Genomic DNA, 22,105 nt, shown 5'->3' on the forward strand with positions numbered 1-22,105 from the left:
GGCCTCCCTTTGGCGTACGCAGAAAGGCTCAACTCCCATGCGCGCACTGCTGGTCGACCGTTCCGCTCCCGGAGGGCTGCGCATCGGCGACGCCCCCGCTCCGGCGCCCGCCCCGCACCAGGCCCTGGTCAGGGTGGCCGCCACCTCCCTCAACTACGGCGAGGTCCGCCACGTCCTGGAGGACGCCCCACAGGGTGCGGTGCTCGGGTGGGACGCGGCGGGCGTGGTCGAGCGGGCCGCCGCCGACGGCTCGGGCCCCGCGGCGGGGACCCCGGTGGTGACGCTGGGTGTCGACGGCGGCTGGGCCGAACTCCGCGCGGTCGACACGGAGTGGCTGGGCGCCGTCCCCGAGGGGGTGGACCTGGGGGCCATCAGCACGCTGCCGGTCGCGGGCGCCAGTGCTCTGCGCGCCCTGGACCGGATCGGACCGATCCTCGGCAGGCGCATCCTGGTCACGGGCGCCACCGGTGGCGTCGGGCGGTACGCGGTGCAGCTCGCCCGGCTCGGTGGCGCGGAGGTCGTCGCGGTGACCGGTGACCCCGAGGGGCGGGGCGACGCGCTCAGGGCGCTCGGCGCGCACGAGGTGATCGCCGCGCCCGCGGCGGCCGCGGCGCCGGTGGACGGCGTGGTGGACCAGGTCGGAGGGCGTCAACTCGTCGAGGCGTACGAGCAGTTGGCGCAGCACGGCACGCTCGTGTCCGTCGGACACTCCGGCGGCGACGCCGAACACTTCCCGTACGGGACGCTCTATGGGGACAGGGGCCGCCACGACCGCTCGGTCGTCAGCTTCCACCTGCTCGGCTGCGCCGGTCTCGCCAGGGATCTGACCTGGCTGGCGGGGCAGGTGGCGTCGGGTGCGCTCGACCCCGGCACGTCCTGGCGGGGTCCGTGGGACAGGGCCCAGGAAGCGGCCGACCTGCTGCTCGGCCGCCGCCTGCACGGCAAGGCGATCCTGGACATCGGGTGAATCAGGTGGATCAGGTGGATCAGGTGAATCGTGAAGTGGCTTTGACTGCCTCTACTTGGTGGTGTGCGTGGGGTACACCTGGACGTCGGTGTAGGCGCCCTTGATGTCACCGGCGCCCGCGGGCCACTTGATGTTCACGGTGTGGGTCTCGTTCGGGGGCGTCACCTGGAGCTCGGTCGGCGAGGCGAGGCTCTTGCCGGAGCTGTCGATGTCGTAGGCGAGGTTGAAGACGGCGGCGTCGCCGGGCTTCAGGTTGGTGATGCGGGGCTGGGCCTGGCCGCGCTCGATGGGGTTCGAGGTGTTGTCCTCGTCCTTGATGTCGACGCCCGCGAAGCCCGTCGCCGAGCAGGTGGTCGAACCACGGTTGATCATCGTGACGTTGATGCGGCCGGTGCTCTCGTCGGGCGCGGCGTCCTGGGCGTCGATGGCCAGGTCCTCCGTCTTGCAGAACGTGACCTTGCCGCTGGTCTTCGTCGCGCCCTTCGCGGCGGCGGCGCCCGACCCGGTGTTCTTGGCGGCGTCCGACTTGGTGTCACCGGCCTCGGAGCTGCCGGAGCCCGAGCCGCTCTCCGGCTTCGAGTCGCTGCCCGAGGAGGAGCCCGCGGACGAAGAGGACGAGGAGCCCTTGGCGGACGAGTCGCTGCTGGAGTCGTCGCCGCCACAGGCGGTGAGCGAGAGGGCGGCGGCGAGGCTCAGGGCGGCGAGGGCGGCGGTGCGGGTGTGCTTCATGGTGTTCCCCCAGCGGTAACTCGGTGCGTGCGGTCGGAACTATTTGTATCCCGCACCGAGTTACGGGCCGTCCTCAGCGACGTCTTCGTTCTGTCACAGGCGTCTGTCACAGGGGCAGGGACTCACGGTCCTCACGGTCCACCGGGGCGGTCGCGGCCCGCCGGGGCGCCGCCGCACGGTCGAGCGCCAGATAGCCCGCGCCGCCCACCAGCCCCGACAGCAGGAAGCTGCAGTCGACCCCGCCCGTCAGGGACAGCAGCGGACCCTCGTACGAGGGCAGTGACACGGCGAGCACACCGACCACCGCGCCCAGCGCCCAGGCGGCCGTGGCCCGGAGGTTCCAGCCCGCTCGGTACCAGTAGATGCCGCCCTTGGAGCGGCGGTTGAAGACCTGCAGGGCGTCCGCGTCGTACTCCCCGCGGCAGCGCGCGAGGCCGATGAGGGTGATCACCGCCCACGGGGTGCCGATGGCGGTGAGGAGCAGCACGAAGGACGTCATCGCGTCCTGCGCCTCCCACGCGTAGTGGCCGACGAAGACGCAGACGGTGGCGACGGCGGCGACCGTGTACGTGGCGCGGGTGCGGGAGGCGCGGGGCAGGATCGCGTCCAGGTCGAGGCCCATGGAGTAGAGCATCAGGCCCGCGTTGCCGACTGACCCCGCGGAGGCGGCGAGGAGGAGCGGGACCAGGTACCAGGCGGGGGAGGCGTCGACGAGTCCTCCCGCGTAGTCGAGGGCCGCGCGGGCCGCGTACGCCGTGAACGTGCCGAAGAGCTGGGGGATCAGGAGCCCCGCGAGCAGGCCGAGCCAGGCCGCGCCGAGGACCGCGCGGGAGCCGTGCCGGGCCGGGGAGATGTAGCGGGTGTAGTCGCCGAGGAGGGTGATGAAGGCGATCGGCCCCGACAGGCCCGCCGCGACCAGGGCGAGCAGCCACGTCGGCCAGAACGAGCCGAGCGCATAGCCTCCCGCGCCGGGCAGCGCGGCGGTGGTGAAGTCGGGGGCGTAGGCGATGACGCCGAGGGCGAGCAGCGCCGTCATGCCGACGGCGAGGACGCGGGAGAGGCGCAGCAGGACGCGGTAGCCGTAGACCGCGCCGGTGACGGTGGCCGCCGCGAGCAGGGCGTAGACCAGGGAGTACGAGAGTCCGCCGGTCGGCAGGCCGAGCAGCCGGTGCAGGGTGCCGACCATCACGTCGCCGCCGATCCAGATGGTCAGCGCGGTGTAGCCGAGGGAGAGGAGGAGGCCGACGACCGAGCCGACGAGGCGGCCGCGGACCCCGAACTGGGCGCCGGAGGACGTGGACAGGTTCGTGCCGGTGCGCAGCGAGACCAGGGCGAGCGGCGCCGTCAGCGCCGTGCCGAGCACGGTGCCCGCCACGACCGCGCTCACCGACTCCCACCAGCCGAGGCCGAACGAGACCGGCAGCCAGCCGAAGACGATCACCCCCAGGCAGAGGTTGGAGCCGATGAGGATCGATACGAGATCGCGGGGGCCGCTGGTGCGCTCCCCGTCCGGGATGGTGTCGACTCCGCGCTGTTCTATCGGCATGAGGGTGCCCCTGACGCTCGCTTGGTCCCAATGGTTGCCCCACGTTTGAGCAGCGCTCAATGTGACGCGTTCGACCCCTTGCCGTCAATGCTTCCAGCATGCGGATTTCGTAGTTAGAGTGTTGCTCTAAAGTCTTGTTCCCCCCTGGTGAAGGTGTACGCCATGACCGCTGCCGCCGACGGCTTCCGCATGCCCGCCGAGTGGGCCCCGCACGAGCGCACCTGGATGGCGTGGCCGTGCCCCAACCCGACCTTCGACGACCCCGAGGGCCTCGACGAGTCCCGTCTGGCCTGGGCCGGCGTCGCCCGTGCGGTACGCCGCTTCGAGCCGGTCACCGTGGTCTGCGGGCCCGCGCAGTCCGCGTACGCCAAGGAGCTGCTCGGTCCGGACATCGAGGTGGCCGAGCGGGAGCTCGACGACGCCTGGATGCGGGACATCGGGCCCACCTTCCTCACCGACGGGAAGGGTTCTCTCGCCGCCGTCGACTGGACGTTCAACGGCTGGGGCGCCCAGGAGTGGGCCCGCTGGGACCACGACTCCAAGGTCGGGGCGTACGTCGCCGACCTCGCCGGAGCGCGGACGTACGCGTCGAAGCTGGTCAACGAGGGCGGCGGCCTCCACGTCGACGGCGAGGGCACCGTCCTGCTCACCGAGACCGTGCAGCTCGGCCCCGAGCGCAACCCCGGCTGGACGAAGGAGCAGGTGGAGGCGGAGGTCCACGCCCACCTCGGCACCACCAAGGCGATCTGGCTGCCGCGCGGGCTCACCGCCGACTACCCGGGCCACGGCTTCGGCACCCTCGGCCACGTCGACATCGTCGCCGCCTTCGCCGCGCCCGGCGTCGTCCTCGTCCACACCCAGCGCAACCCCGCACACCCCGACTTCGAGGTCAGCAAGGAGATCGTCGCGGCCCTGAAGGGACAGACGGACGCGCGCGGCCGCACCCTGCGCATCGTCGAGGTGCCCGCCCCGACCGTCCTCAAGGACGACGAGGGCTGGGTCGACTACTCCTACATCAACCACTACCTCTGCAACGGCGGCGTCGTCCTGTGCGCCTTCGGCGACCCGAACGACGAGATCGCGGCGGGCATCTTCCGCGGCCTCTTCCCGGACCGGACCGTGACGCTCGTCGACGCCCGTACGATCTTTGCGGGGGGCGGTGGCATCCACTGCATCACCCAGCAGCAGCCGAAGGCGTGATCAAGGAGTACGGGATGGCCGGTCAGGCCCGCGCGCGGAAGAACGCCCCGCCGCGTGAGGACGTGTTGGCGGCCGCCATGAAGATGATCGCCGAGCGCGGCCTGGAGAAGCTGACCATGGCCGCGATCGGCCGCGAGGTCGGCATGAGTTCCGGCCATCTCCTCTACTACTTCCGCACCAAGGACGAGCTGCTCCTGCGCACCCTGGAGTGGAGCGAGGGCCGCCTCGGCGCCGAGCGCGGCCGTCTCCTGGCCCGGCAGGGCACGGCCCGCGAGCGCCTCGACGCGTACGTCGACCTGTACGTCCCCGACGCCGTCGGCGATCCCCACTGGACGCTCTGGCTGGAGGTCTGGAACCGGTCCCTCAACGCCGACGAGGAGGGCCGCGACCGGCAGGCCGCGATCGAGGGGGCCTGGCACCGCGACCTGGTGGCGCTGCTCGCCGAGGGCGTCTCGCGCGGCGAGTTCGGGGCGATCGACCCCGACCGCTTCGCGTCCCGGCTGCGGGCGCTGCTGGACGGGTTCTCCATCCATGTGGCGATCGGGCTGCGGGGGACCGGGCGGGACCAGGTCCTCACGCACGTAGGGGAGTTCCTGGACACCGCACTCGCCTCGGACTCCTAGTCCCCCGTCCGGGTTGTACGCAGTCCGACTGATTGCCCGTCCCCCTTCTGGTGCGCTTGTATCCCCGTGGGCCCTGGCGTCGGGCCGGGGGAGCGACAGGTCTTTGGGGGAAGCCATGTCCACTGCCAGACGTGTGTCCTTGAGCGCCGTGCTCGTCGCGGCGCTCGGCACCACCGCCTTACCGGCCGCCGCGGCGCAGGCCGCGCCACGCGTCGAGCGCGTGAGCGTCGCGGCCGACGGGACCGAGGCCGACGGCGCGTCGGGCGCCGCGTCCCTCTCCGGGAACGGCCGCTACGTCGCCTTCCGCAGCGACGCGGAGAACCTGACGGAGGGCCATCAGGGCCCCTACGACTACGGATTCGTGCGCGACCTGTGGACCGGCGAGGTCACGCGGCTCAAGAACTCCATGGGCGCCCCCGTCATCAGCGACGACGGGCGGTACGCCGCGCACACCGGCTGGGGCACGCACGGCATCAACGTCTTCCTCACCGACCTGAGCACGGGGGAGCGGAAGCAGATCGACGGCAAGGGCTTCAAGGACAGCTCTGCCCACCCGTCCATCAGCGCCGACGGCCGCCATATCGCCTACAAGCTGCAGCCGCGCCACCCCGGCGACCCCGCCCGCGTCGAGGTCTACGACCGGGAGACGGACACCAGGGAGGTCGTCAGCGAAGGGCCGCCGGACGCGGCCCGCGACATGGTGGACCCGTTCATCAGCGGCGACGGCCGGTACGTCGCCTACACGGACGCGGGCACCGACCAGGTCTGGCTCCGCGACCGCACCACGGGCAGCCTCACCCGCATCGACGACGGCAGCCCGTCCACCGTGGCGCAGGTCAACGGCCGCACGGTGGCGCTGAACTCCCCGTCGGGCGCGTACGTACGCGACCTGCGCACCGGAAAGACCCAGCGCTTCCCGACCGCGACCGCGCAGGCGGTCAGCCCGAACGGACACCAGCTCCTCTACGGAGACAGCCGGCTGAACATCGTTCTCCGCGACCTCCGCAGTGGCCACGAAGTGCGCGTCGGCCACGGCTCGGCAGGTGCGGGCGCGATCGCCCCCAAGGGGCGCGGCATCGTCTACAGCTCCGAGGACACGGACGTGGTGCCCGGCGACACGAACGGTTTCCGCGACGTCTTCGTGCGCCACCCACACTGAGTCAGCTGCCTGGGCCAGCCGCCCGAGCCATCCGCACAGCCGTCACCGACCAGCAGCAAAACGGGGGACTTGACCACCATGTACTGCACCCATCGCAAGCGCATCTCCCTGGCCGTCGCCGCAGGCATCGTCGCGGCCACCGTCACCGCCCTGCCCGCCGCCTTCGCCGCCGACGCGGCCGACGCGCCCCGCACCGAGGGCGTCAGCGTCACCGCCGGGGGCAAGGCCGCGAACGACCGGTCCGCGGGGGCCGTGATCAGCCGCGACGGCCGGTTCGCGGCCTTCGACTCCGAGGCGAGCGACCTCACCGCGGGCGACACGAACGGGGCGCGCGACATCTTCGTACGCAACCTGCGCACCGGAAAGACCGAGCGCATCGCCCTGGCGGGGCGCCAGGCCGGCGGCCCGTCCCTGAGCGCCGACGGCCGCTACGTCGCGTTCGTCTCCAGCCCCGCTGGCTCCTACGCCGACCGCGACGTGCGGCTCTACGACCGCAGGACCAAGAAGACCGAGCGCCTCGACGTCGAGCTGCCCGACGGCTACCCGGGCGACAGCGCGGGCAGCGTCTCCCTGAGCGCGAACGCGCGCTACGCCGTCTTCGACACCGACGGGCCGCGGTTCGACGGCACCGCGGTCTTCCTGCGCGACCGCAAGTCCGGCACCACGGAGAAGGTCAGCCACCCGTACACCGGCGGCGACGGCGAGCGGGACGCCCACTCGGCGACCGTCAGCGACAACGGCAGGTACGTCGTCTACGCCAACTCCTTCGTCAACGGCCCGCGCGGCGACGACTGGAGCGACCTGTGGCTGCGCGACCGCAGGACCGGCAAGCTGTCCCAGGTCGACCGCTCGTACGACGGCTCCAAGACCGAGAAGGAGTCCCTGGAAGCGTCCATCAGCGGCGACGGCGGCACCGTCGTCTTCGAATCCCGGGACACGCACCTCGTGCCCGACGACAACGACGCCGCCTGGAACGTGTTCGTGCACGACGTGGCCTCCGGCCGGAACCAGCGCATCCACGGCACCCAGGGCGGCCCCGGCGAGGCCTACACCCGCTCGCCCGCGATCAGCCGCGACGGCCGCCACCTCACCTACATGTCCGAGCTGACCGAGGCGGGCAGCCAGTACGGCAAGGAGTGGCCCGTCTACCTCCGGGACCTCAAGAACGGCACGACCGCGCTCGTCACCCCCGACACCTCGGGAGGCGCCGCCACGGCGACGGTCGTCCCCGGCGGCATCTCGGCGGACGCCCGCCGGATCGCGTTCTCGTCCAGTGACGCCGGACTGCTGCCCGGCGACACCAACGACGGCGACGACGTCTTCGTACGCCACCTGCGCTGACGCCCGCCACGATGCGGGCGGTGCGACCACGCGCCGCCCGCATCGTGAGACAACGGCCCCGTGCGCGGGCAAAGCGTGGCAAGCTGCCTCCGTGCTCTCGTTCGCCATGATTATTGGCAGCAGGCGCGCCGGTCCGCAGTGACCGCCTCGTATCCATCACGTACGGGCGGACACCGTCGCCTCGACCCGCGCGCAGACCTCTCGCACCCGCGAGGGGTTTTTTCGTTTCCCGGCCCAACTGCAGCCGGACACGGAGCGCGAGGGATCATTGGGGGTGGTGGAGCCGGTCATTCCGGTAGACCGAGATCCGACACAGGAGCCAGATCAGCATGACGGAAACCAGCACACCCGACGATTCCTTCCACGTCTTCGACACCACGCTGCGGGACGGCGCGCAGCGCGAAGGCATCAACCTCACCGTCGCGGACAAGCTGACCATCGCCCGGCACCTGGACGACTTCGGCGTGGGCTTCATCGAGGGCGGCTGGCCCGGCGCCAACCCGCGCGACACCGAGTTCTTCGCGCGGGCCCAGGAGGAGATCACCTTCCGGCACGCCCAGCTCGTCGCCTTCGGCGCCACCCGCCGCGCGGGCGCCAAGGCCGCCGACGACCCGCAGGTCAACGCCCTCCTGGCATCCGGGGCCCCCGTCATCACCCTCGTCGCCAAGGCCCACGACCGGCATGTCGAGCTCGCCCTGCGCACCACCCTCGACGAGAACGTGGAGATGGTCCGCGACACCGTCTCCTACCTCGTCTCGCAGGGCCGCAGGGTCTTCGTCGACTGCGAGCACTTCTTCGACGGCTACCGCGCCAACCCCGAGTACGCCAAGGCGGTCGTGCGGGCCGCCGCCGAGGCCGGTGCCGACGTCGTCATCCTGTGCGACACCAACGGCGGCATGCTGCCCGCCCAGGTCCAGGCCGTCGTCTCCACCGTCGTCGCGGACACCGGCGCCCGGCTCGGCATCCACGCCCAGGACGACACGGGCTGCGCCGTCGCCAACACCCTCGCCGCCGTCGACGCCGGCGCCACCCATGTGCAGTGCACCGCCAACGGCTACGGCGAGCGCGTCGGCAACGCCAACCTCTTCCCCGTCGTCGCCGCCCTGGAGCTCAAGTACGGCAAGCAGGTCCTCCCCGAGGGCTCGCTGCGCGAGATGACCCGCGTCTCGCACGCCATCGCCGAGGTGGTGAACCTGACGCCGTCCACGCACCAGCCGTACGTCGGCGTCTCCGCCTTCGCGCACAAGGCCGGGCTGCACGCCTCCGCGATCAAGGTCGACCCGGACCTCTACCAGCACATCGACCCGGACCTCGTCGGAAACCGCATCCGCATGCTCGTCTCCGACATGGCGGGCCGCGCCTCCATCGAGCTCAAGGGCAAGGAGCTCGGCGTCGACCTCGGCGACGACCGCGACCTGATCGGCCGGGTCGTGGACCGGGTCAAGGAGCGCGAGCTCCAGGGCTACACGTACGAGGCCGCCGACGCCTCCTTCGAGCTGCTGCTCCGCGAGGAGGCGGAGGGCCGGGCCCGCCGCTACTTCCGGGTCGAGTCCTGGCGGGCCATCGTGGAGGACCGCCCCGACGGCACGCACGCCAACGAAGCCACCGTGAAGCTGTGGGCCAAGGGCGAGCGCATCGTCGCCACCGCGGAGGGCAACGGTCCCGTCAACGCCCTCGACCGGGCGCTGCGGGTCGGCCTGGAGCGGATCTACCCGCAGCTCGCCAAGCTGGAGCTCGTGGACTACAAGGTCCGCATCCTGGAGGGCAAGCACGGCACGTCCTCCACCACGCGCGTCCTGATCTCCACGACCGACGGCGTCGGCGAGTGGTCGACGGTCGGCGTCGCGGAGAACGTCATCGCCGCGTCGTGGGACGCCCTGGAGGACGCCTACACCTACGGTCTGCTGCGGGCCGGGGTCGAACCGGTGGAGTAGACCCCCCGCGGGCACCCGCCGAGGGGCCGTCTGGGTTACGTTCGAAGTATGAGGAATCGGACGAAGCGGATCACCGTCGGAGTCTCCGGACTGCTGCTCGCCCTGGGTGCCGTGTCGTTCACGGCGGCGCCCGGGGTCGTCGCGGCATCCGGGACGCAGGACGCCTCCAGCGTGTCGGTGGTGGCCGACGCCTGGAAGAAGAGTCCGGTGTACGTCGATCCCGCGGCGTCGGACCAGCTGTCGGGAGAGCAGGCCGACGCCCTCGCCCAGAAGATCAAGAAGGCCGACAAGCCGGTCTTCGTGGCCGTGCTGCCGGACAACTTCCCGCAGCAGAAACTCTTCCGCCAGCTGCGCACCGAGACCGGCGTGACCGGCGCGTACGCGGTCCGGCTCGGCGAAGGGTTCGACGCGAAGGCCGACCGGTCGGTGCTTTCGCCCAACGCCGTCGACAACCTCGTCTCGCTGGTCCAGGGCGAGGACGCCCCCGCCCAGCTCGACCGCTTCGTCGGCCAGGCCCTCGTACAGGCGGGCGGCAAGGCCCCGAGCTCCTGGGGCGGCGGCGAGGACGACGGCGTCTCGGTGGGCGCCCTCGTCGGGGTCGGGGTGGTCGTCGTGGCGGGTGCCGGGGGCGCGTACGCGATCGTCCGGCGCAAGAAGCGGCGCCACGAGGAGATGCAGCGCGAGTCGCTGCGCAAGCTGTCCGTCGTCGTCGACGAGGACATCACCGCGTTCGGCGAGGAGCTGGACCGCCTCGACTTCCACCCCGCGGAGGCGGGCGCGGACGACGCGATGCGCGCGGACTACGAGCGGGCGCTGGACGCGTACGAGAAGGCGAAGGCGTACATGGCGGCCGCCGAGCGCCCCGAGGACGTGCGGGGCGTCACCCAGGCACTGGAGGACGGCCGCTTTTCGCTGGCCCTGCTCGCCGCGCGCCGGGAAGGCCGCGAGCTGCCGGAGCGGCGGGCCCCCTGCTTCTTCGACCCGCGGCACGGACCGTCGGTCGAGGACGCGACGTGGGCGCCCGCGAACGGCGCGGAACGCTCGGTCCCGGTGTGCGCGGCGGACGCGGCGCGGCTCGCGGACGGCGAGGACCCGATGGTGCGGACCGTGGCCACGGACTCCGGCGAGCGGCGGCCCTACTGGGAGGCAGGACCGGCGTACGGACCGTGGGCGGGCGGGTACTTCGGCGGCGGCATCCTGCCGGGACTCCTGGTCGGCACGATGCTCGGCGGAATGATGTCGAGCCCCGCGTACGCGGCGGACCACGGCTCCGGATACGGGGACTTCAGCGGCGACTACGAGGGCGGCGACTACTCGGGAGCGGACTTCGACTCCTCGGACTTCGGCGGCGGCGACTTCGGTGGCGGCGATTTCGGCGGGGGCGGGGACTTCGGTGGCGGCGGCGACTTCGGGGGCGGGGGCGGGTTCTGAGGAGCCAGGAGCCAGGAGCCAGGAGCCGGGAGCGTCCGACCGCGGACCCCTTGACCGCACTCAGGAGTTGCGAGACGATACGGTTCGTCTTGTTGTTTCGAGTGCGGGGAGTCAGCCATGCGACAGGTCCATGAGCAGTACGTCGATGTCGCGCCGGGGGTCCGGCTGTGGACGGAGCGGCGAGGTGCGCCCGACGCTCCCGCGCTGCTGCTCGTCATGGGAGCCCAGGCCTCCGCGCTCGGCTGGCCCGAGCCGCTGGTCGACGCGCTCGCGGCGCATCACCACGTCATCCGCTACGACCACCGCGACACGGGCCGCTCGGACCGCCCCTTCGACGAGGAGCCCTACGCCGTCACCGACTTGGCGCGGGACGCGGTCGCGGTCCTGGACGGTCTCGGGATCGAGCGGGCGCACGTCGTCGGCCTCTCGCTGGGCGGCATGCTCTCCCAGCTCGTGCTCGCCGACCATCCTGAGCGGGTGCTGAGCGCGACCCTGCTGGGGACGTGCGCGCTGAGTGAGACGCCGTACGTACGGCCGGACGGGGTGAGCGTCCCCGTCGCGGAGCTGCCCGGCATCGCGCCCGAGATCCTGGAGATGTGGGCACGGCCTGTCGAGGACCACGGCCGGGAGGCCGAGCTGGACCGGCGGGTGGAGCACTGGCGTCTGCTGGGCGGCGATCAACTGCCGTTCGACGCGGCGTACTTCAGGGAGCTGGAACGGCGCGTCATCGAGCATGCGGGCAGCTATGCGGAGTCGTCGGCCCATGGTCGCGCCGACAGTTCCGGCATGCTCCGCACGGCCGAACTGGCCGCGAACCGGGTGCCCGTGCTCGTCGTCTCCGCCACCGCGGAGCCCGTCTTCCCGCCTCCGCACCCCCAGCACCTCGCCCAGGTCGTCGCCGGTGCGCGTCTGGTGGAGATCCCGGGCATGGGCCATGCGCTGCCGCCCGCGGTGCACGGGCCTCTGGAGAAGGCGATCCTGGAGCACACGCTGGGGCGGGTGCCGGTCGGGGAGTGACCTACCGCGCCTGGGCGTCGGCCGGGGGAACCGTCACCGGCCACCGTCCCGGATGCCCCGGCGGCAGGGCCAAGTCCCGCCGCACGGCCGCGTAGTAGGCCTGGCGTGCGGCCCGCTGCCGTTCCAGGAGTGCGGCCCACGCCTCGGGGTCGTGGGTGTCCTCCCGCAGGAACCGCTCCATCCTGATCACCAGGAGCACCCACTCCCGCGCCTCGTCGACGACCTCCGGCGCGCCGAGCATGAGCAGCGCCTCCCCCGCGGGGTCCCGGGCGTCGGCGGCCTGAGTGAAGTGCGGGACGGCCTCTTCGGGGGAGAGGGGGTGCGGGTGCGGGTCGTTGCCGAGGTGGGCGGCGACCCGGTAGGTGAGGGTGACGGTCAGCTTCAGGACCCGGGCGTACTCGGTGTAGACGGCGAGCCGCCGCTCCTCCCAGCGGGCGGCCTGCTCCCGACGGAAGCGGATGCGGTCGCCTCGCATGATGGCCACATAGGACCCGAGCGCGCCGACGATCACGCCGATGAGTGCGGGCAGTTGCTGTATGAACTCGGGCACAGGCGGAACGGTAGCGCGCGCGGGTCCTGCGGTCGGGCGGGGTGGCCGTGCGGGGTGGGGTCGAGGTCCGTTCAGGAACCGGCCTTGATCGCGGAGATGTCGAAGTTCAGCTTGATCTTGTCGGAGACGAGCACGCCGCCGGTCTCCAGCGCGGCGTTCCAGGTGAGGCCCCACTCCGAGCGCAGGATCTCCGACTTGCCCTCGAAGCCGACGCGCTCGTTGCCGAACGGGTCCGTGGCCGCGCCGTTGAACTCCAGGTCGATCGTGAGCGGCTTCGTGGTGCCCAGGATCGTCAGGTCACCGGTGACGCGGTAGTCGTCGCCGCCCAGCGCCTCCGTCTTGGTGGAGCGGAAGGTCATCTCCGGGAACTCGTCGGTCTTGAAGAAGTCCGCGCTCTTCAGGTGGCCGTCACGGTCGGCGTTGCCCGTGTCGATGCTCTGCATCTTGACGTCGAGGGAGGCCGTCGAGCCGGACGGTTCGGAGCCGTCCAGGTGCAGCGTGCCCGAGAAGTCGAGGAAGGAGCCCTTGACGTTCGTGACCATGGCGTGGCGCGCGACGAAGCCGATCGTCGTGTGCGAGGGGTCGATCGTGTAGTCGCCGGTCAGCGCGGCGAGGTCCGGGTTGACCGCGGCGGGGGCGGCGGCAGCCGGGGTGGTGTCGGTGTCGTTCTTGCGGCCGAAGAGACCCATGACGTGCTCCTTGGGGGACGAGCTCCGGGGGTGGAGCTGCTGTTGAATGTTCAACGAGATCGAAGGTAACGCGATTCGGTTCAACATTCAACCTCTAGTGCGGCGTGTTGGCCGTGATTACGTGGATTGGCCGAATGTGGCGCCACTTGGCATCGCTTGGCGCCACTCGGTGCCGGGTGGCGTCTCGCGGGTGCCGTGTTGGCGTCATGGGGTGGTGCGCATGCTCTGGCCTGCGAATATGGGTGCGTGGCGCCATGTAGGTGCGGGGTTCTGCGCCACTGAGGCTTGCGATGGCGCCAATGTGGTGCCACTATGGCGTCATGAACCTCACGCAGTACGTCGATCAGCTTCGGCAGGAGCTCGCCGTGGCCGCCGAAGCGGGCGGGGACGAGGCGCGGGCCCTGGCCGAGCGCCTCACCGCCCCGCTGGAGTCGGCCGCCCGGCTCACTCTGCTGAACGCGCTCTCCGCCGCCGCGGACGAGATCACCGCCGACCTCGCACCTGGCTCGGTCGATGTACGACTGCGTGGTGTCGACCCGGAGTTCGTGGTGACACCGCCGCCCGCGGCCGAGCCGTTCGACGCGCAGGCCGAGTACGCGGCACTGATGGCGGCCCGGCCGACACCGCCCCCGCCGCCCGCCGCGCCCGACCTCGCGGACGACGGCGGCACCGCCCGGGTCAACCTCCGCCTTCCCGCCCACGTCAAGGCCCGCGTGGAGGAGGCGGCGAACCGGGACGGCCTCTCGGTCAACGCGTGGCTCGTCCGTGCGGTGTCCGGCGCCGTCGACCAGCCCGAAGGACGGGCGGGCCGGGCGGACACGGCGGGTGCGGCGGGCGGCCGCCGCGAGGCCTGGCACTCCGGGACGGGCTTCACCGGCTGGGTGCGGTAGCGCGCCGGGCTGCGGCCGGGCGGCGCTGACGCCGCCTGACCCGGCACGGGACGACACCTCACGGCCCAGCACCCACTCTTCAGCACCCACTGTCCAGCACTCACTGTTCAGTGCTCACGTTCAGCGCACACGTTCGTCACCTTCCATCAGCCTTCGCCGACCGAGCCCTTGAGGGCTCGGCGAGCCCCTAGGACGGGACAGCCATGCCTTCTTTCGACACCCCGAAGCCCATCAGCGCCACCGTCACCTTCCGGGTCGGCGCACTCCGGATCACGGCCGGGGAGCGTGCGGACACCGTCGTGGACGTACGGCCGAGCAGCGCGACCGTGGAAGCGGACATCAAGGCGGCCGAGCGCACCCGCGTCGAGTTCGCCAACGGCAAGCTGCTGGTCAAGGGGCCCAGGGAGCGCTCCATGTTCGGCAAGGCGCCGTCCATCGACGTGGACATCGCGCTGCCTGCCGGTTCCGAGCTGCACGCCACGACCGTCATGGCGCACATCACCTCCGAAGGAGGGCTCGGTGACTGCGAGTTCAAGACCTCCGCGGGTGACATCCAGATCGAGCGGGCCGCCGCGGCCAAGCTGGTCACGGGCTACGGCGACATCTCGCTGGGGCGTGCGAGCGGTTCGGTCGAGGTCCACACCTCCTCCGGGGAGGTCCGTCTCGGTGAGGTCGAGGGAACGGTCGAGATCAAGAACTCCAACGGCATCACCGCCCTCGGCGACATCCAGGGCGACATCCAGGTGAAGGCCTCCAACGGCTCCGTCACCATCGACCGCGCGGCCGCCGACGTCAGCGTCAAGACGGCCAACGGGGCCGTGCGGGTGGGCGAGGTGGCCCGCGGCGCGACCGTCGTGGAGTCGGCGGCGGGCAAGATCGAGATCGGCATCCGCGAGGGTACGGCCGCGTGGCTCGACGTGCGGACGAAGGCGGGGTCCGTGAGCCAGGCGCTGGAGGAATCGGGGTCCCCGGAGGCGTCGGGAGGTCCCGTCGACACGCTGAAGGTGCATGCGCGCACGGGCATCGGCGACATCAAGATCCACCGAGCCTGACCCTCGCGGGGCTCTGCCTCGCGGGTACCCCCGCCGGTACCCCCGCCGGTACCCCCGCCGGGCCCCCCGCCGGGCCCCCCGCCGGGACCCCCGCCCGGTGGCGCCGCCCCACCAGCCTTCCGCCCCCTCGGGCTCCGCCCACCCTGCAACCTCGCCCTACCGGCCCTACCGGCCCTACCGGCCCTACCGGCCCTACCGGCCCTACCGGCCCTACCGGCCCTACCGGCCCCGCCCGGCCCCGCGGTCCGGCTCGCGCCACGCCGATCCCGCCCTGCGGCCCCCGCCCGGCCCGCGCCTCACCGATCCCGCCCAACGGCTTTGCCTGGTGCCCGGCGGCCTCGGCCCAGCCTGCGCCCCGCTGGCGCCCCGACCGGCCCCCGCCGCCCCACGGCCTCGATCCGGCCCACGCCCCACCCGCCACCGGCAATCCACCCCCGGTCCGCACCTCACCACCGGCGCCCCGCCCCACCAGTGCCCCGCCCCAAGCCCTCGGACCACCCGAGCCGCCCCCGCCCGGCACCCGGCACGTCCCGCCCGGCGCCCAGGCCGCACCCCACCCCTCCGCGAGCCTCAGCAGCTCACGCTCCGCCTCTCCCGCCCGGGCCGCGCCATCCCGCCGCCCCCCGGCTCAAGTTCCACCGAAGTCGCACCTCCCCGGGAGCCCACGGCCCCGCCCCCGCCCTCCAGTTGGCACCTCCAAAGCCCCACCCCCAGGACCAGATTCGAACTGAAGTCCTAATCAACGCTCCACGTCAGAGCCTCACCCCCAACGCCTGACCCCCAACGCCTGACCCCCAACGCCTGACCCCCAACGCCTCACCCCCAAAGAAGGAACGGACATGGCAACGCCCCACCCCGCGCGCCCAGCAGCCATCACCGCAACCAACCTGCGCAAGGCCTACGGCCAGAAGACCGTGCTGGACGGGATCGACCTCAACATCCCGCAAGGCACGATCTTCTCCCTGCTCGGGCCCAACGGCGCAGGCAAGACGACCGCCGTGCAGATCCTCTCCACGCTCATCTCCGCCGACTCGGGCGAGGCACGCGTGGCCGGGCACGACCTGGTGGGCGAACCCGACGCGGTGCGTGCCGCGATCGGTGTCACCGGGCAGTTCTCCGCCGTCGACAACCTCCTCACCGGCGAGGAGAACCTGACGCTCATGGCGGACCTGTACGGCTTCGGGCGCCGTCAGGGGCGGCACCTCGCCGCCGGGCTCATCGAGCGGTTCGACCTCGTCGAGGCGGCAGGGAAGCCCGCGGCGACGTACTCCGGAGGCATGCGCCGCAGGCTCGACATCGCGATGACCCTGGTCGGCAGCCCGCGCGTGATCTTCCTGGACGAGCCGACCACCGGCCTGGACCCGCGCAGTCGGCACGGCATGTGGGAGATCGTCCGTGAGCTCGTCGCCGACGGCGTGACCATCTTCCTGACCACGCAGTATCTGGAGGAGGCGGATCAACTCGCCGACCGCATCGCGGTGTTGAGCGGCGGCAAGCTGGTCGCCGAGGGCACCCCGGGCGAGCTGAAGCGCCTCGTCCCCGGTGGCCACATCCAGCTCCGCTTCGCCGAGCTCGACGGCCTCGACAAGATCGCGCGACTGCTCGGCGTCGGCAGCCGGGACGACGACGCCATGACTCTGCACGTCCCCAGCGACGGCAGCCTGAAGTCCGTCAAGGCGGTGCTCGACCTGGTCGAGGCCAGCGGGACCGAGGTCGAGGGACTCACCATCGACACCCCCGACCTCGACGACGTCTTCTTCGCCGTGACCGGCCGCCCCGACCACCAGAAAGCGACCACCCGATGAGCACTGTCACCGCCACCCCTCCGGCCACGCGGACCCACGTCCCCGCCCCCACCTCCGCGCTGCAGAACTCCCTGACCATGCTGCGTCGCAACCTCAGGCACGCCCACCGCTACCCGGCCATGACGATCAGCCTGGTGAGCATGCCCGTCGCCATGCTGCTGCTCTTCAACTACGTCTTCGGCGGCACGATGTCGGCGGGCATGGGCGACCAGGGGTCCGGCGACTACATCGACTACCTCGTCCCCGGCATCCTGCTGATGGCCGTCGGCTCGGGCGTCCTGCCCACCACGGTCGGCGTCTGCACGGACATGACCGAGGGCATCGTGGCCCGGTTCCGGACCATGCCGATCAACGGCTCGTCGATCCTCACGGGCCGCGCCGTCGGCGCCGTCATCCAGACGATGATCACCATCGTCTTCGTCACCGGTGTCGCCTTCCTCATCGGCTTCCGGTCCGGCGCCGAGCCCGTCGAGTGGATCGCCGCGGCCGGTCTGCTCGCCCTCATGAGCACCGCGCTCACCTGGCTCGCCGTCGCGCTCGGCCAGCTCGTCAAGGCGCCCGAGGCGGCCAGCAGCGTCGCCCTGCCCTTCTCCTTCCTGCTGCCCTTCCTCAGTAGCGTGTTCGTGCCGCTCGACTCGATGCCGGGCTGGCTGCGCCACTTCGCCGAGTGGCAGCCCTACACCGCCTTCACGGAGACCCTGCGCGGGCTGCTGACCGGTGCGGAGATCGGCAAGTTCGGGCCGCTCGCGGTGGGCTGGGGCGTCGCCATCGCCCTGCTCGGCTTCGTCTGGGCGCGCTCGCTGTTCAGGCGGGGCGCCACCCGCTGAGCCCACAGACCTCACAGACCCCACAGACCCCGCGGAGCCACGGGGGTGCCTCGCGGAGGGGGCCGCGCGACGACGACGTCGCGCGGCCCTCAGCTGTTGTGCACCTCGTGCGCCGGTGCCTGCCGAACTCTGCCAGTCTCTGTCCGTCTCTGTCAGAGGTATAGACAGCGCTTTCTTTCCGCTGATACACCCCTGTCGCATGACCCACACCCGTCGCACCTTCCTCGCCGCAACCGCTTTCGGTACGGCCGGAGCCGCCGCCATGCTGAACCTGCCGTTCCAGGCGTACGCCGCCGAGGGCGACGACGAGTTCGCCGTCCTGCGCAAGCGCTGGCTGGAGATCTCCCTCGGCACCGGCTACGACCCCGCCACCGAGCCGTACGCCTCCCGCCTGAAGGAGACCGGCGACCTCGCCCGCACCTTCCGCGCGGCCATGGCCCCGGCCGCCAAGTCCCTCTGGCCCGACGCCCCGTTCGACCCGCCCGCCGGTATCACCCTCAGCCTCAGCAGGCTGTGGACGATGGCACAGGCGTACGTCTGTGAAGGGACGGGCTCGACCGGTGACACCGCTCTCCTCGCCGACGTCCTGCGCGGCTTCGACCACGTCGTCGCCACCGTCTACAACCCCTCCACCACCCGCTACGGCAACTGGTGGGAGTGGCAGATAGGCAGCCCCCGGCTGCTCATGGACATCGTGGCCGCGCTCCACGACGAACTCGGCGCGGACCGCAGGGACAAGGCCTTCGCCGCCGTCGACCACTTCGTCCCCGACTCCGCGATCGGCGACTACACCGGCACCTCGACCGGCGCCAACCGCGTCGACCTGTGCCGTTCCGTCGCCCTGCGCGGCATCCTCGGCAGGGCACCGGCCAAGGTCGCCCTCGCCCGCGACGCGCTCTCACCGGTCTTCCCCTACGTCACCAAGGGCGACGGGCTCTACGCGGACGGCTCCTTCGTACAGCACACCTGGGTCGCCTACTCGGGAACGTACGGCCAGGTCATGCTCGACGGTCTCGGCCGCCTCTTCGCGCTGCTCGCCGGGTCGACCTGGGCCGTCACCGACCCCAAGAAGCAGATCATCCTCGACAGCGTCGAGCGGGCGTACGCGCCGCTGATCCTCGACGGGCTGATGATGGACAGCGTCAACGGCCGCGCCGTCAGCCGCGGTTACCTCAAGGGCGACGACCGCAAGATCATGCGGAGCGACCACTTCCACGGGCAGGGCCTGATCGCCGCCGTGGCGATGCTCGCGGGCGGCGCGAGCGCGGCCGAGCGGGAGCGCTGGCACGGCCGGATCAAGGGCTGGATCGAGCGGGACACCGTCACACCGCTGCTCACCGCCCGGCAGCTGGGCGTCGCCGATCTGGCGCGGCTGCACGCCGTGGCGGACTCCCCGGTGCGGGCGGCGCCCGAGCCGGTCGGGCACCGGCTCTTCGCCGCCATGGACCGCGCCGTGCACCGGCGCCCCGGGTTCGCGGTGAACCTCTCGATGGCCTCGGACCGGATCTCGTACTACGAGTGCGGCAACGGCGAGAACCCGCGCGGCTGGCACACCGGCGCCGGGATGGTCTATTGGTGGGGCGCCGGGGCCCACGGAGACCAGTACACCGACTGGTTCTGGCCGACCGTCGACCCCTACCGGCTGCCGGGCACGACCGTGTCCGCCAAGCGGCTCCCCGACAAGGCCGGTGGCGAGTGGGGCGCCGCCAGGCCCCCGGTGACGTGGGTGGGCGGCACGACCGACGGTGAGTTCGCAGCCGTCGGCCAGCACCTGAAGGGCCTCGGCTCCACGCTCGACGCCCGCAAGTCGTGGTTCTGCGTCGCGGACGCCGTGATCTGTCTGGGTGCCGGGATCACCGCCACCGACGGCACCCCCGTCGAGACGGTCGTCGACAACCGCAACCTGGGCGAGGCCGGTACCGCGGCCTTCACCGTCGAGGACCGTCCGCGCCCCCGCTGGGCCCACCTCGACGGCCACGGCGGATGGCTCTTCCCCGGCGGTACGTCCCAGCTCGCGGCGGTGCGCGAGGACCGCACCGGAGCCTGGTCCGACATCAACACCGGCAGCTCCACCGAGCGGCGGACCAGGCGCTGGCAGACGCTCTGGCTGAAGCACGGGACCGACCCCACGGACGCTACGTACGCCTATGTCCTGATGCCGAACGCCTCGCGCCGCACCCTCCAGGCCCGCGCCGACGACCGCCGCTGGTTGTCGGTCCTCGCCAACTCGGCGGAGGTCCAGGCCGTGGCCGTCGACTCGCTCGGTCTGACCGCGGCCAACTTCTGGCAGGCGGGCGAGGCGGGGCGGCTCGCCGTGACCGCGCCTGCCGGTGTGCTGGTACGGCAGCGGGGGAGAGGGGCTACGGTGCATGTGAGCGAGCCCCCGCGCACTGGAGAATCCTTCGAATTCACCTGGAACCGACCCGTGTCCCGGGTGGTGGGCAAGGACCCCTCGGTCGAGGTGCTCGGCACGGGCCGTTCGCTGCGGCTGCGGATCACGCCGGGGAAGGCCTGCGCGAGCCACCGCTGTGAGGTGACTCTCAGCTGACGGAGGCCTCTCGGGTGTCGCGGTCCCAGGGCTCTTTTGTGGAAACCCCACAGCCGTAGAGGGTCTGAGCCGTCACTTCTTCATGGCTGTGGCGCGCTTCTGTTCGGGGGTGCCAGGAAAACGGCCCGGAGACTGTTCATAGTCGACGGTCCGTTTACCCGGGGGCCCTCCGTAAGGTCGCTACATGACCGTTTTGGACGAGACCGCTTCCTCTGGGGGCGAGCCCACCGACTCGCGCGGCCGCGTGGCCGAGCTGCACGAGATCCGTGCGGAGGCCCTGCGCGGGCCGAGCGAGAAGGCGACCGAGGCCCAGCACGCCAAGGGCAAGCTGACCGCCCGCGAGCGGATCGAGCTGCTCCTCGACCCGGACTCGTTCAACGAGGTCGAGCAGTTGCGTCGGCACCGGGCCACGGGCTTCGGCCTGGAGGCCAAGAAGCCGTACACCGACGGTGTCATCACCGGCTGGGGCACGGTGGAGGGCCGCACGGTCTTCGTCTACGCGCACGACTTCCGGATCTTCGGCGGCGCGCTCGGCGAGGCCCACGCCACCAAGATCCACAAGATCATGGACATGGCCATCGCGGCCGGTGCCCCGCTGGTCTCGCTCAACGACGGCGCGGGCGCCCGCATCCAGGAGGGCGTCTCGGCGCTTGCCGGGTACGGCGGCATCTTCCAGCGCAACACCAAGGCCTCCGGCGTCATCCCGCAGATCAGCGTGATGCTCGGCCCGTGCGCGGGCGGCGCGGCGTACTCGCCCGCCCTCACCGACTTCGTCTTCATGGTCCGCGAGACCTCGCAGATGTTCATCACCGGGCCGGACGTCGTCCGCGCGGTGACCGGTGAGGAGATCACCCAGAACGGCCTCGGCGGCGCCGACGTGCACGCCGAGACCTCGGGCGTCTGCCACTTCGCGTACGACGACGAAGAGACCTGCCTGGCCGAGGTCCGCTACCTGATCTCGATGCTCCCCTCCAACAACCGCGAGAACCCCCCGGCGCACGAGTCGGAGGACCCGGCCGAGCGCCGCTCGGACGTCCTGCTCGACCTGGTCCCCGCGGACGGCAACCGGCCGTACGACATGACCAAGGTCATCGAGGAGCTCGTCGACGACGGCGACTACCTGGAGGTCCACGAGCGCTGGGCGCGCAACATCATCTGCGCCCTGGCCCGCCTGGACGGCAAGGTCGTCGGCATCGTCGCCAACCAGCCGCAGGCCCTGGCCGGTGTCCTGGACATCGAGGCCTCCGAGAAGGCCGCGCGCTTCGTGCAGATGTGCGACGCCTTCAACATCCCCATCCTCACCCTGCTCGACGTCCCCGGCTTCCTGCCCGGCGTCGACCAGGAGCACGGCGGCATCATCCGCCACGGCGCCAAGCTCCTGTACGCGTACTGTAACGCCACCGTCCCGCGGATCTCGCTGATCCTGCGCAAGGCGTACGGCGGCGCGTACATCGTCATGGACAGCCAGTCCATCGGTGCCGACCTCACCTACGCCTGGCCCACCAACGAGATCGCGGTCATGGGTGCCGAAGGCGCCGCGAACGTGATCTTCCGGCGTCAGATCGCGGCCGCGGAGGACCCCGAGGCGATGCGCGCGCGCATGGTCAAGGAGTACAAGGCCGAGCTGATGCACCCCTACTACGCCGCGGAGCGCGGCCTCGTCGACGACGTCATCGACCCGGCCGAGACCCGCGAGGTGCTCATCAAGTCCCTCGCCATGCTCCGCAACAAGCACGCCGACCTGCCCTCGCGCAAGCACGGCAACCCCCCGCAGTAGCCCACAAGGAGAACGCTGCA

At 71.7% G+C, this 22,105-nt stretch carries 18 protein-coding genes; 14 read left to right on the forward strand and 4 right to left on the reverse strand.

Annotated elements, in window-relative coordinates:
• The first annotated feature begins 37 nt into the window (after positions 1-37).
• Positions 38-967 carry a zinc-binding dehydrogenase gene (locus ABZV77_RS17570; RefSeq protein ID WP_356257049.1) on the forward strand — a complete coding sequence of 310 codons (930 nt, stop codon included), beginning with the start codon at positions 38-40 and terminating at the stop codon, positions 965-967.
• Between the two features lie 51 nt (positions 968-1,018).
• On the opposite strand, the gene ABZV77_RS17575 is transcribed toward ABZV77_RS17570, so the two are convergent.
• Positions 1,019-1,696: a DUF4232 domain-containing protein gene (locus ABZV77_RS17575; protein ID WP_356257052.1), complete on the reverse strand. Its 678-nt coding sequence runs from the start codon at positions 1,694-1,696 to the stop codon at positions 1,019-1,021.
• 106 nt (positions 1,697-1,802) lie between these two features.
• Positions 1,803-3,242, reverse strand: a complete 1,440-nt coding sequence (locus ABZV77_RS17580; RefSeq protein ID WP_356257055.1) for a cytosine permease — start codon at positions 3,240-3,242, stop codon at positions 1,803-1,805.
• 162 nt (positions 3,243-3,404) lie between these two features.
• Between ABZV77_RS17580 and ABZV77_RS17585 the strand changes: the two genes are divergently transcribed.
• The 7 genes from ABZV77_RS17585 (at position 3,405) to ABZV77_RS17615 (ending at position 11,947) form a co-directional block, all read left to right on the forward strand.
• Positions 3,405-4,442 (forward strand): agmatine deiminase family protein, encoded by a 1,038-nt coding sequence (locus ABZV77_RS17585; protein WP_356257058.1) that lies wholly within the window; start codon positions 3,405-3,407, stop codon positions 4,440-4,442.
• A gap of 14 nt (positions 4,443-4,456) precedes the next feature.
• Positions 4,457-5,065, forward strand: coding sequence for a TetR/AcrR family transcriptional regulator (locus ABZV77_RS17590; protein ID WP_356257061.1), 609 nt, complete (start codon positions 4,457-4,459; stop codon positions 5,063-5,065).
• A 115-nt stretch (positions 5,066-5,180) separates the two neighbouring features.
• Positions 5,181-6,224: a protein TolB gene (locus ABZV77_RS17595; protein ID WP_356257064.1), complete on the forward strand. Its 1,044-nt coding sequence runs from the start codon at positions 5,181-5,183 to the stop codon at positions 6,222-6,224.
• A gap of 78 nt (positions 6,225-6,302) precedes the next feature.
• Entirely contained in the window at positions 6,303-7,565 is a 1,263-nt protein-coding gene (locus ABZV77_RS17600) for a hypothetical protein (protein WP_356257067.1), read from the forward strand.
• A 329-nt stretch (positions 7,566-7,894) separates the two neighbouring features.
• Entirely contained in the window at positions 7,895-9,499 is a 1,605-nt protein-coding gene (gene cimA, locus ABZV77_RS17605) for a citramalate synthase (protein WP_356257070.1), read from the forward strand.
• A gap of 48 nt (positions 9,500-9,547) precedes the next feature.
• The gene (locus tag ABZV77_RS17610; protein ID WP_356257073.1) at positions 9,548-10,930 is read left to right on the forward strand and encodes a hypothetical protein; all 1,383 of its coding nucleotides are present in this window, start codon (positions 9,548-9,550) and stop codon (positions 10,928-10,930) included.
• 117 nt (positions 10,931-11,047) lie between these two features.
• On the forward strand, positions 11,048-11,947 hold the full coding sequence (locus ABZV77_RS17615; protein ID WP_356257076.1) for an alpha/beta hydrolase: 900 nt from the start codon (positions 11,048-11,050) through the stop codon (positions 11,945-11,947).
• Position 11,948: 1 nt separating this feature from the next.
• Here ABZV77_RS17615 and ABZV77_RS17620 read toward each other — a convergent pair whose 3' ends face one another.
• Together ABZV77_RS17620 and ABZV77_RS17625 are read right to left on the reverse strand one after the other, a co-directional pair.
• Positions 11,949-12,497: a hypothetical protein gene (locus ABZV77_RS17620; protein WP_356257079.1), complete on the reverse strand. Its 549-nt coding sequence runs from the start codon at positions 12,495-12,497 to the stop codon at positions 11,949-11,951.
• Positions 12,498-12,568: 71 nt separating this feature from the next.
• Positions 12,569-13,186, reverse strand: coding sequence for a YceI family protein (locus ABZV77_RS17625; RefSeq protein WP_356257082.1), 618 nt, complete (start codon positions 13,184-13,186; stop codon positions 12,569-12,571).
• A gap of 320 nt (positions 13,187-13,506) precedes the next feature.
• On the opposite strand from ABZV77_RS17625, the gene ABZV77_RS17630 reads away from it, so the two are divergent.
• The 6 genes from ABZV77_RS17630 (at position 13,507) to ABZV77_RS17655 (ending at position 22,085) form a co-directional block, all read left to right on the forward strand.
• Positions 13,507-14,076, forward strand: a complete 570-nt coding sequence (locus tag ABZV77_RS17630) for a hypothetical protein (protein WP_356257085.1) — start codon at positions 13,507-13,509, stop codon at positions 14,074-14,076.
• A gap of 203 nt (positions 14,077-14,279) precedes the next feature.
• Positions 14,280-15,128: a DUF4097 family beta strand repeat-containing protein gene (locus ABZV77_RS17635; protein WP_356257088.1), complete on the forward strand. Its 849-nt coding sequence runs from the start codon at positions 14,280-14,282 to the stop codon at positions 15,126-15,128.
• An 839-nt stretch (positions 15,129-15,967) separates the two neighbouring features.
• Complete coding sequence (locus tag ABZV77_RS17640; protein WP_356257091.1) at positions 15,968-16,933, forward strand: ATP-binding cassette domain-containing protein; 966 nt, start codon at positions 15,968-15,970, stop codon at positions 16,931-16,933.
• Complete coding sequence (locus tag ABZV77_RS17645; RefSeq protein ID WP_356257094.1) at positions 16,930-17,760, forward strand: ABC transporter permease; 831 nt, start codon at positions 16,930-16,932, stop codon at positions 17,758-17,760. The genes ABZV77_RS17640 and ABZV77_RS17645 overlap by 4 nt, the downstream gene beginning before the upstream one ends.
• A gap of 262 nt (positions 17,761-18,022) precedes the next feature.
• The gene (locus ABZV77_RS17650; RefSeq protein WP_356257654.1) at positions 18,023-20,308 is read left to right on the forward strand and encodes a polysaccharide lyase 8 family protein; all 2,286 of its coding nucleotides are present in this window, start codon (positions 18,023-18,025) and stop codon (positions 20,306-20,308) included.
• 184 nt (positions 20,309-20,492) lie between these two features.
• Positions 20,493-22,085: an acyl-CoA carboxylase subunit beta gene (locus ABZV77_RS17655; RefSeq protein ID WP_356257097.1), complete on the forward strand. Its 1,593-nt coding sequence runs from the start codon at positions 20,493-20,495 to the stop codon at positions 22,083-22,085.
• Positions 22,086-22,105: the final 20 nt, after the last annotated feature.

Source organism: Streptomyces sp. NPDC004732 (assembly GCF_040609235.1).
GTDB lineage: Bacteria > Actinomycetota > Actinomycetes > Streptomycetales > Streptomycetaceae > Streptomyces.